Raw genomic sequence first — 8,523 nt, forward strand, 5'->3', positions numbered from 1 at the left:
CGCCGTCGGCGCGCAGGCGCCAGCCGTAGATACGGTCGCTGGCGCCGGGGGCGGTGGTGCGCATGACGAGGCCGCCGGGGCTCTCCGTGGCGAGTCCCAGCGCCAGGACCGTCGTGAATTCGAGGGCTTCCGCCTCGTCGAGTTCTGTGGCGCCCTCGCTGTCGTCGTCGGCGTGCAGGACGGCGATCAGCGTTTCGACCGGGGTCGTGACACTGCAGACGAGATGCCTGTTGCCCTGTGGGGCAGTGTCGATGATGCGGACGAGAAGGCTCGAAGCACGGGCGAAGGCCGCGCGCCCGATGTCCTCACCGCAGGACGCGCATGCGCCGATACGCGCCAGGAGAGTGGCGGCGTACTCCCAGGTCGCCTGTCGGACGGCCTCGTCGACCAGGTCCGGGAGCAGTTCGGCGAGGGGTCGGCCGTCATACGGAACGGTCGGGCCCGTGGTCGCGAGTTCCGCTGTGAAGCGGGTACGGCTGGTCGGGGCGTCCGGGTCGAGGCCGGTGGCGGTGCAGAATTCGGCGTACTCCTCCGGGTCGAAGAGAGCGACGGTGGTGTGATTGCCCTGGTCGGCGAGGCTCTTCAGGAGAGCCTCGACCTCCCGGAGGTAGGCCGTGTGGTTGTCGAAGGTGAAGGTGCGGTAGCGCCGCATCGCCCGGAAGTCGTGCTCGTCGGTGAGCAGGCCGATGGTGGCAGCGATTTCGCGGCGCAGAACGCGCCGCATGGTTGATTGCCCGGTGTTCGCCATGGTTCCCCCTGTGCGCTGTCGATCAATGCTCACTCACAGTAATCGGAGGCACTGACAATGCCTTTTCAGTCAGGCGGTCGCGCACGACGCGGTGCTGGATCATGCAGGTCACAGCGATGCCGGCGCCAAAGGTGGTCCAACCGAGCGGGCCGGTGGTGATGGCCGCCGTGACGGCCAGTGGTCCGATGCTGCGCTGGACGGCTTGCGCGAGTCCGTGGACACCGAGGTATGAGCCCTGGGCGGTGTCGGAGGCGAGGGCGACGGAGAGTTCCCAGGAGACGGTGGCGTGGAGCATCTCGGCCAGGGTGAAGGCGGTGGCCGAGGCTGCGAGGAAGAGTGTCGCGGAGGTGGCCGTACCGGTTGCCGAGAGGGCCATGGTGGCGCCGCCCAGGGCGAAGACCGCGGAGAGCGGGAGCAGCAGTGCGCGGGCTGCCTTCGTGGTGGCGCCGAGGCGGGCCAGGGGGACCTGGAAAACCACCACCATCACGTTGTTGAGAACCATCAGCAGGGGTGCGAGACCGGTCGGTGCGCTGCCGGTGTGGGCGATCCAGAGGGGCAGCCCGACTTTGAAGACCGCGTCGTCGAGGAAGAGGACGGCCTCGGTCGCGACGTAGGCGAGGTAGGTGCGGTCGCGCCACGGGTTCGCCGGGTTGGCCGTGGGGGTCGGGTCGGACGACGTGATGACCGTGCGGGAGGGCGAGGGCGGTTCCGCACAGCGGACGGTGAGAGTCGCGATGGCGACGAACGAGAGTGCGTCGCCGACGAGCAGCCATCGGTAGGCCGCGGTGGAGCCGAGGGCCAGGGCCGCGGCAGCGGCGAGTCCCCCCAGGGCCCAACCGGCGTTGGCGGCGGTCCTGTTGACCGCCTGGTACCGGACGCGGTCCGGTCCGGCGACTCGGGTGGCATAGAGCTTCGTGATGACGCTGGAGGCGCGGTCGCCGAAGCCGCCGGCGGCCGTACACGCGAGGAGCACCGCGTAGTGATCGGTCGTGAGCAGGGCGAACGAGGCCAGAGCACGCATCAGTTGGACGGCGACCAGGACGCGGGTGAGCGGGAAGCGGTCGGCGAGACGGCCGCCCATGGGTGCTCCGGCGATGCCGATGGCCCCCGCCGCGGCGACGAGGGTGCCGACCTCCGCGACGGAGAGGCCGGAGACGTAGGTGAAGTACAGGACGGAGACGGATGCCCACAGTCCGCTGCCGATGCGGTCGACGAGGGTGATCAGGAGCATTTTGCGGCCGTCGGGGCCTCCTGGTACACGGTCGGTCCAGGCTGCCGCACGACGCATCGGATGCACGTCCCCTCTTGCCTCAATTTATGTACTGATACATACTTGCCAACGTGGCAACACAATATGGGATCAGTGGTACGACGGCCAAGGGAATTGCCTCGTCCGTCGAAAGAGGCGTGTCCGAGGGGCTGTTGGGGCCGGGCGCCGCGCTGCCTCCGGTGCGTCGGCTCGCCGACGGTCTGGGGGTGAGTCCGGGGACTGTTGCGACGGCCTACAAGGAGTTGCGGCGGCGCGGGATCGTCGTCACGCGAGGTCGTGGCGGGACTGTCGTGGCTGCCGCTCCCGCGGTCGCCTCACGGCGGCCTCCGAGGGTGCCGGACGGACTGCGCGACCTGGCCGGCGGGCACCCTGATCCGGACCTCCTCCCCCGGTTGGTACCGCCTTCACACCTCTCCCCCGGTGCCAGGTCGCATCGCGCGACGCCCCGGCTGACGCGCTTGGAAGACGCTGTCCGGGACTGGCTCGGGCCGGACGGAGTGCCGACCGAGCACGTGGCCTTCGCCCACGGTGCGCTGGATCTGATCGGGCGGCTGCTGTCGGTGGAGCTGCGCCCCGGCGATGCCGTGGCCATGGAGGACCCCGGCTACCACCATCTGCTGGATCTGGTGACCGCTCTGGGGTTGCGCAACGTCCCGGTAGCCGTGGACGACGAAGGGCTGCTTCCGGAAGCACTGGAAGAGGCACTGCGGGCGGGTGTGCGGGCCGTCGTGTGCAGTCCGCGCGCGCAGAATCCCCGCGGCGGGTGCTTCTCCGCGGCGCGCCGGGACGCGCTGGTCGCGGTGCTCCGTAGCGCGCCAGAGGTTCTCGTGGTGGAGAACGATCACGCGTCCGCCGTCGCGGACGCACCCCTGTACACGCTGACGTCGGGTGGACTGGCCCGGTGGGTGCATGTCCGCACGGTGAGCAAGTTCCTGGGGACCGACCTGCGGTGGGCCGCGGCGGCCTGTGACCCGACCACGCTGGCCCGGCACGACGGACGGATGCTGCTGACGTCCGGCTGGGTCAGCCATCTGCTCCAGGAGACCGTGTACGGGCTGCTGACGGACGACGGCACGCGCGCGTTGGGCACGCGTGCGCGGGAAACGTACTCGCTGCGGCGGAACACCCTTCTGCAGGAGTTCGAACGGCACCGGATCCCGGCCCAGGGAGCGAGCGGGATGAATGTGTGGGTGCCCGTGCCGGACGAGTCCGCAGTGGTGAACGGACTGCGGTCGTACGGCTGGTGGGTCGCCGCCGGCGCGCGGTTCCGGCTCGTGTCCGGGCCGGCGGTGCGGATCTCGGTGGCCGACCTCCAGCCGGCCGACGCGGCGCGGCTGGCCTCGGACTTCGCCGCTGTACTGGTCGAGTCCGAGGCCACCTACGGCGGTTGACCGCTGTCTCCGTGAGCTGGTCAGGCGCGTTTGCGGGCCAGCTCTTCGTAGAAGTGCAGCAGGTCGAGGTTGTCGATGGAGCCGGGGTTTACCGCCTTCTCCAGGGGGCTTCCCTGGAGAAGGCGCTTCACCGGGACCTCGATGCGTTTGCCGGTGAGGGTGTGCGGAACGCCGGGGACCTCGATGATCTCGTCGGGGACGTGGCGCGGGGACAGCTGTTCACGGATGGCCTGTTTGATACGGGTCAGCAGTGCCTCGTCGAGGACGGCTCCGGGCGTGAGGTGGACGAAGAGGGGCATCCAGTAGCCGCCGTCGGGTTGTTCGACACCGATGACAAGGGATTCCTTGATCTCAGGCAGCCGTTCGACGGCTTCGTAGATGTCGGCCGACCCCATACGTACGCCCTGGCGGTTGAGTGTGGAGTCGGAGCGGCCGTGGATGACCACTGAGCCGCGCGAGGTGAGCGTGATCCAGTCGCCGTGGCGCCACACTCCGGGATAGGTGTCGAAATAGCTGTCGTGGTAGCGGCTGCCGTCGGGGTCGTTCCAGAAGTGGATGGGCATGGACGGCATCGGGTTGGTCACCACGAGTTCACCGACCTCGTCCACGAGGGGGTTTCCGTTCGGGTCCCAGGACTGGAGGTCGGTGCCGAGTCCGGGCGCCTGGAGTTCACCGATGTGCACCGGCAGGGTCGGCACGGCTCCTGCGAAGCAGGAGCACACGTCCGTGCCGCCGCTGACGGAGGCGATCCACAGGGCTGCCCCTTCCTCCGCGAACTCGTCGTGCAGCCAGCGGAATCCGTCCGGGGGCAGCGGCGATCCGGTCGTTGCGACGCACTGCACCTTGGAGAGGTCGAAATCCCGCGACGGGTGCACGCCGGCCTTGCGGCAGGCCATGACGTACGCGGCAGAGGTGCCGAAGAGGGTCGCCCCCGTTCGTTCGGCGATCCGCCACTGGGCCCCTGTGTCGGGATAGCCGGGGCTGCCGTCGTAGAGGACGATCGTGGTGCCCGTCAGAAGGCCGGAGACGAGGAAGTTCCACATCATCCAGCCGGTGGACGTGTACCAGAAGAAGCGGTCCTCGGGGCCCAGGTCGCAGTGCAGGCCGAGTTGTTTGAGGTGTTCGACGAGGATGCCGCCCTGGGACTGGACGATCGCCTTGGGGAGGCCGGTCGTGCCCGAGGAGTAGAGCACCCACAGGGGGTGGTCGAAGGCGACCTGGTCGTAGACGGGTGTCACGTCCGCGGATGTGAGGGCGGACCACTCCAGGGCACCTTCGGGAGGCTCGGTGCCCAGCAGCGGGATGTGGACCACGGCGCGCAGGGTGGGCAGTTCGCGGCGGAGTTCGGCGACCGTGTCACGGCGGTCGTGCTCCTTCCGCGTAGCGGTACCGTCGACGGTGACAGCACGACCGGTTCGACCTGCTGGAAGCGGTCGAGGACGCTGCGGGCGCCGAAGTCGGGGGCGCAGGACGTCCACACGCCGCCCACGGCGGCCGTGGCGAGCAGGGCGACCACGGCTTGGGGAACGTTCGGGAGGTAGCCGCTCACGCGGTCTCCTGGGCGCACTCCGAGTGCGCGGAGCTCGGCGGCGAGGGAGCCGACCTGGCGGCGCAGTTCGGACCAGGTCACCGGGTGGGGTTCGTGGGTCTCGTCGACGTGCAGGAGGGCCGGTTCGTCCGCGCGGGCGTCGGCGGCGCGCAGGGCGTGCTCGGCGTAGTTGAGTGTCGCGCCGGGGAACCATTCCGCGCCGGGCATCGTGCGATCGCCGAGCACGCGCGCGTAGGGCGTCGAAAAGCGCACGTCGAACCACTCGGTGACGGCCTGCCAGAACGTGTCGAGCCGGTCCACGGACCAACGGTGCAGTGCTGCGTAGCCGCCGTCGGCGGGGGCTCCGTGGTGTTCGGCCGCCCACGCCTGGAACGTGGTGATCCGGGCCCGGGCGATGCGTTCTCGGTCGGGCTGCCAGAGGGGCGCGGGGTTCGTGGTGGGCATGGGGCGGCTCCCGGACTGTGCGCGTGACACGGCTGACACGGACCATGCCATCTGATCGACTCCGGCACCAGGGTGCGCCGCGCGGGGGCCGTGTCGTGAAGATGAAGATGTGGTCCCTACCGGGGTGAACGGCTGCTGAACAGTGCGTCCATCGGGGCAAGTCAGTGGCAGGCTGAGCAGCATGGAAGGTCGTGACCTGGTGCGTTCGGTGAAGGCGGTCGGTTCGGCGGGGGCTGCCCAGGGGCTGCGCACCGTTCGGGCCGCCTGGCGCAGAAGGCGTCTCGACGCCGCCGGGCTGCCGCCGCGGGGCGCCGAGCGCGCGCGGGTGCCCGGGCCCGTACGGAAGGTGGAGCCGGGACCGGGTGGCGGTGTCATCCGGTTCGCGAGGTCCGAGCTGCGGGTCATGGTCGCCGTCACCGGGGCGGTCTTCTGGGGCTGGGACGGGGCGGGTCCCGAGCCGTCGTACGCACTCGCCGACCGCTGTCCTGAGCCGGATCCCCGCGCCTCGCTGGAGCCGGACACGGAGGGCGGCTGGCGGGTCGTGGCCGAGCGGGTGACGGTCGTGGTCTCCCGGCACGGTGCGGTGGAAGTGCTGACCCCCGGAGGGGTGAGCCTGCGACGGGAACTTCCGCCGCGGTGGTGGGATCCCGTGGGCGGCGGTCCGAGCCGCTGGATGCAGCGCTCCGAAGTGGCCGCGGACGCACGGTTCTTCGGGCTCGGCGGGCGCGCCTCGGGGCCCCGGTTGCGCGAGGGGACGTACCGCCTGTGGAACAGGGATCCCGGTCGTGCCTTCCGGCCCGACGAGGATCCGCTGCACATCACCATGCCGGTGCAGTTGGTGGTGGCCGACGCGTCGACCCATCTGGTGTTCCATGACACCTCCTGGGACGGCACGGTGACCCTGCGGGAGGGTGAGGAAGGGGCGGGTTCGGGCCACGACAGGGCCGGGACGTGCGAACTGCGGTCGGACGGCGGGCCGCTGCGCTGCTGGATGATGGTGGGCACCCCCGCGCGCGTGCTCCACACCTGGGCCACCCTCACGGGAGCGCCCGCGCTGCCCCCCGCGTGGGCTCTGGGCCATCATCACGCGTACCGGGGCGTCGGCGGTGAGCAGGAGGTGCGGCGGATCGTCACGGGCTGTCAGGAGCACGATCTGCCGCTCGACGCCGTCCACCTCGGCATCGGCCACTTCGACGAGCACCAGGTGTTCACGGTCGACCAGGAGCAGTTTCCCAAGCTGCCGGCCCTTGCCGAGGATCTGCGGCGGGACGGCATACGGCTGGTGTCGGTCGTCGACCCGGCGGTCAGGGCCGAGCCGGGCAACGCGGTGTACGACAGCGGTAGCGCGGAGGACGTTTTCATACGGGACGCGTCGGGGCAGCCGGTGCGGGGAGTCGCGTGGCCCGGTGAGTCGGTCTACCCCGATTTCACGCACGCGCGCGTGCGTGCCTGGTGGGGGCGAATGTACGAGGAGCGGCTCGGGCAGGGATTCGCCGGTTTCTGGCACGACATGAACGAGCCCACGTCTTTCACCGCGTTCGGAGAGTCGACCCTGCCCCGCTCGGCACGCCACGCGCTGGAGGGACACGGCGGGGACCATCGCGAGGCACACAACGTGTACGCCCTGTGCATGGCCCAGGCCGCCTACGAAGGGCTGCGCGAACTCGCCTCCGAGGAGCGGCCGTTCATGTTCTCCCGCTCCGGGTGGGCGGGTATGCAGCGCTACGGCGGAGCGTGGTCCGCGGGTGTGGCGGCGGGCTGGCCGGGGCTGCGCTCGTCACTGTCGCTGGTCATGGGCCTCGGGCTGTGCGGGGTGCCCCACTCGGGATCCGATGTGGGCGGTTTCGACGGGAGTCCGTCGCCGGAGCTGTATCTGCGGTGGCTGCAACTGGGCGCCTACCTGCCGCTGTTCCGTACGCGCACGAGTCTGCGGGCGGGACGGGGGGCGCCCTGGGAGTTCGGTCCGGACGTCCTCGCCCACGCGCGCGTGGCGCTCGGTGAACGTCGGCGCCTGCTGCCGTATTTCATGACGCTGGCGCATCTGGCGCGCCGCACGGGGGCGCCCTATGTGCGTCCGTTGTGGTGGGGGGCGCCCGAGGACCGTGCTCTGCGGGACTGCGAGGACGCCTTCCTGCTGGGTGACTCTCTTCTGGTGGCGCCGGTCCTCGACCCGGGTGCCGGGCGGCGTGCGGTGCGACTGCCGCGCGGGCGCTGGTACGACACGGCGACGGAGCAGGCGTACGAGGGGCCCTGTCAGGTGCTGGTCGACGCCCCTCTGTCGCGCATCCCGGTTCTCGCGCGCGCGGGCGCCGTCGTGCCCGTGCGGGGCGACGACGGCGGGCTGGAGTTGGAGGCGTGGGCGCCCGCCCGCGGACGTACCGGAGGCGGGCTGGTCGTGCCGGACGCGGGTGAGGGGTGGGAGGAGCCGGAGATCGAGCGGTACGTCACGCGCTGGGAGGGAGAGCGGGTGGTCGTCGAGCGGGAGGGGGAGGACGGCGTGAGCGAGCAGCCGCCCCACCCCGTGCGTGTACGAGGGCTCCAGGGGCGCTGATCGGGCTCAGTAGCGGCCCTCGAACCAGGCGCGTGCGGCCACCGTGTGGAGCGGGAAGGCGAGCTCCTCCGGCCTGCGCAGAAGGTGCCAGCCGTCCGTCTCGTCCGTGGCGGCGGACTGCGGCAGCTGGTCGGCGGGGCGCTCCGGCAGGACGCCGAAGAGCAGCAGGTGCCCGTCGGGCGAGCTCAGGGCGTCGGCGAGACGGACGTCGCGGCTCGCCGCCTCGATGCCCGTCTCCTCCCTGAGCTCGCGGACCAGGGCCTGGCGCCAGTCCTCGCGGTGGTCCACGTACCCGCCGGGCAGGGCCGTGCCTCCGCGCGCGGGGGCGATGGTCCGGGTGATGACGACGAGGGCGGCGCCCTTGGTGTCGTACACGGGCTGGAGTGCCACTGCGACGGGCAGCGGGTTGCGGTAGGCCACGGTGCCGCAGGCGGGGCAGGTACGGGGCCAGCCGGAAACGCCCTCTCCGTAGGGCGCTCCGCAGCGCGAACAGTGGGAGTTCGGCGCGGAGTTGTCGGTTGAAAGTTGATTTACGGACACGCCGCGGACTGTATCCGATCATGTGGACGG

5 protein-coding genes and 2 pseudogenes are annotated in these 8,523 nt (G+C 70.8%); 3 read left to right on the forward strand and 4 right to left on the reverse strand.

The window, feature by feature from the left end; genetic code table 11:
* Positions 1–748, reverse strand: a 748-nt coding sequence (locus tag STRTUCAR8_RS43050; protein ID WP_006382745.1) for a hypothetical protein, incomplete at its 3' end; no start/stop codon positions are given.
* A 22-nt stretch (positions 749–770) separates the two neighbouring features.
* Positions 771–2,036: an MFS transporter gene (locus tag STRTUCAR8_RS43055; RefSeq protein WP_277814671.1), complete on the reverse strand. Its 1,266-nt coding sequence runs from the start codon at positions 2,034–2,036 to the stop codon at positions 771–773.
* Between the two features lie 53 nt (positions 2,037–2,089).
* Between STRTUCAR8_RS43055 and STRTUCAR8_RS55310 the strand changes: the two are divergent.
* Together STRTUCAR8_RS55310 and STRTUCAR8_RS43060 are read left to right on the forward strand one after the other, a co-directional pair.
* Positions 2,090–2,299, forward strand: a pseudogene (locus STRTUCAR8_RS55310) (GntR family transcriptional regulator); the annotation flags it as partial.
* Between the two features lie 177 nt (positions 2,300–2,476).
* Entirely contained in the window at positions 2,477–3,409 is a 933-nt protein-coding gene (locus STRTUCAR8_RS43060; protein WP_241784722.1) for an aminotransferase class I/II-fold pyridoxal phosphate-dependent enzyme, read from the forward strand.
* A 20-nt stretch (positions 3,410–3,429) separates the two neighbouring features.
* Here the strand turns inward: STRTUCAR8_RS43060 and STRTUCAR8_RS43065 are convergent.
* Positions 3,430–5,402, reverse strand: a pseudogene (locus STRTUCAR8_RS43065) (acetoacetate--CoA ligase).
* A gap of 181 nt (positions 5,403–5,583) precedes the next feature.
* Between STRTUCAR8_RS43065 and STRTUCAR8_RS43070 the strand changes: the two are divergent.
* Positions 5,584–7,953, forward strand: coding sequence for a glycoside hydrolase family 31 protein (locus tag STRTUCAR8_RS43070; RefSeq protein WP_006382744.1), 2,370 nt, complete (start codon positions 5,584–5,586; stop codon positions 7,951–7,953).
* 6 nt (positions 7,954–7,959) lie between these two features.
* On the opposite strand, the gene STRTUCAR8_RS43075 is transcribed toward STRTUCAR8_RS43070, so the two are convergent.
* Complete coding sequence (locus STRTUCAR8_RS43075; protein WP_044473880.1) at positions 7,960–8,493, reverse strand: NUDIX domain-containing protein; 534 nt, start codon at positions 8,491–8,493, stop codon at positions 7,960–7,962.
* Between the last annotated feature and the right edge of the window lie 30 nt (positions 8,494–8,523).

It is taken from the genome of Streptomyces turgidiscabies Car8, from assembly GCF_000331005.1.
GTDB classification, from domain to species: domain Bacteria; phylum Actinomycetota; class Actinomycetes; order Streptomycetales; family Streptomycetaceae; genus Streptomyces; species Streptomyces turgidiscabies.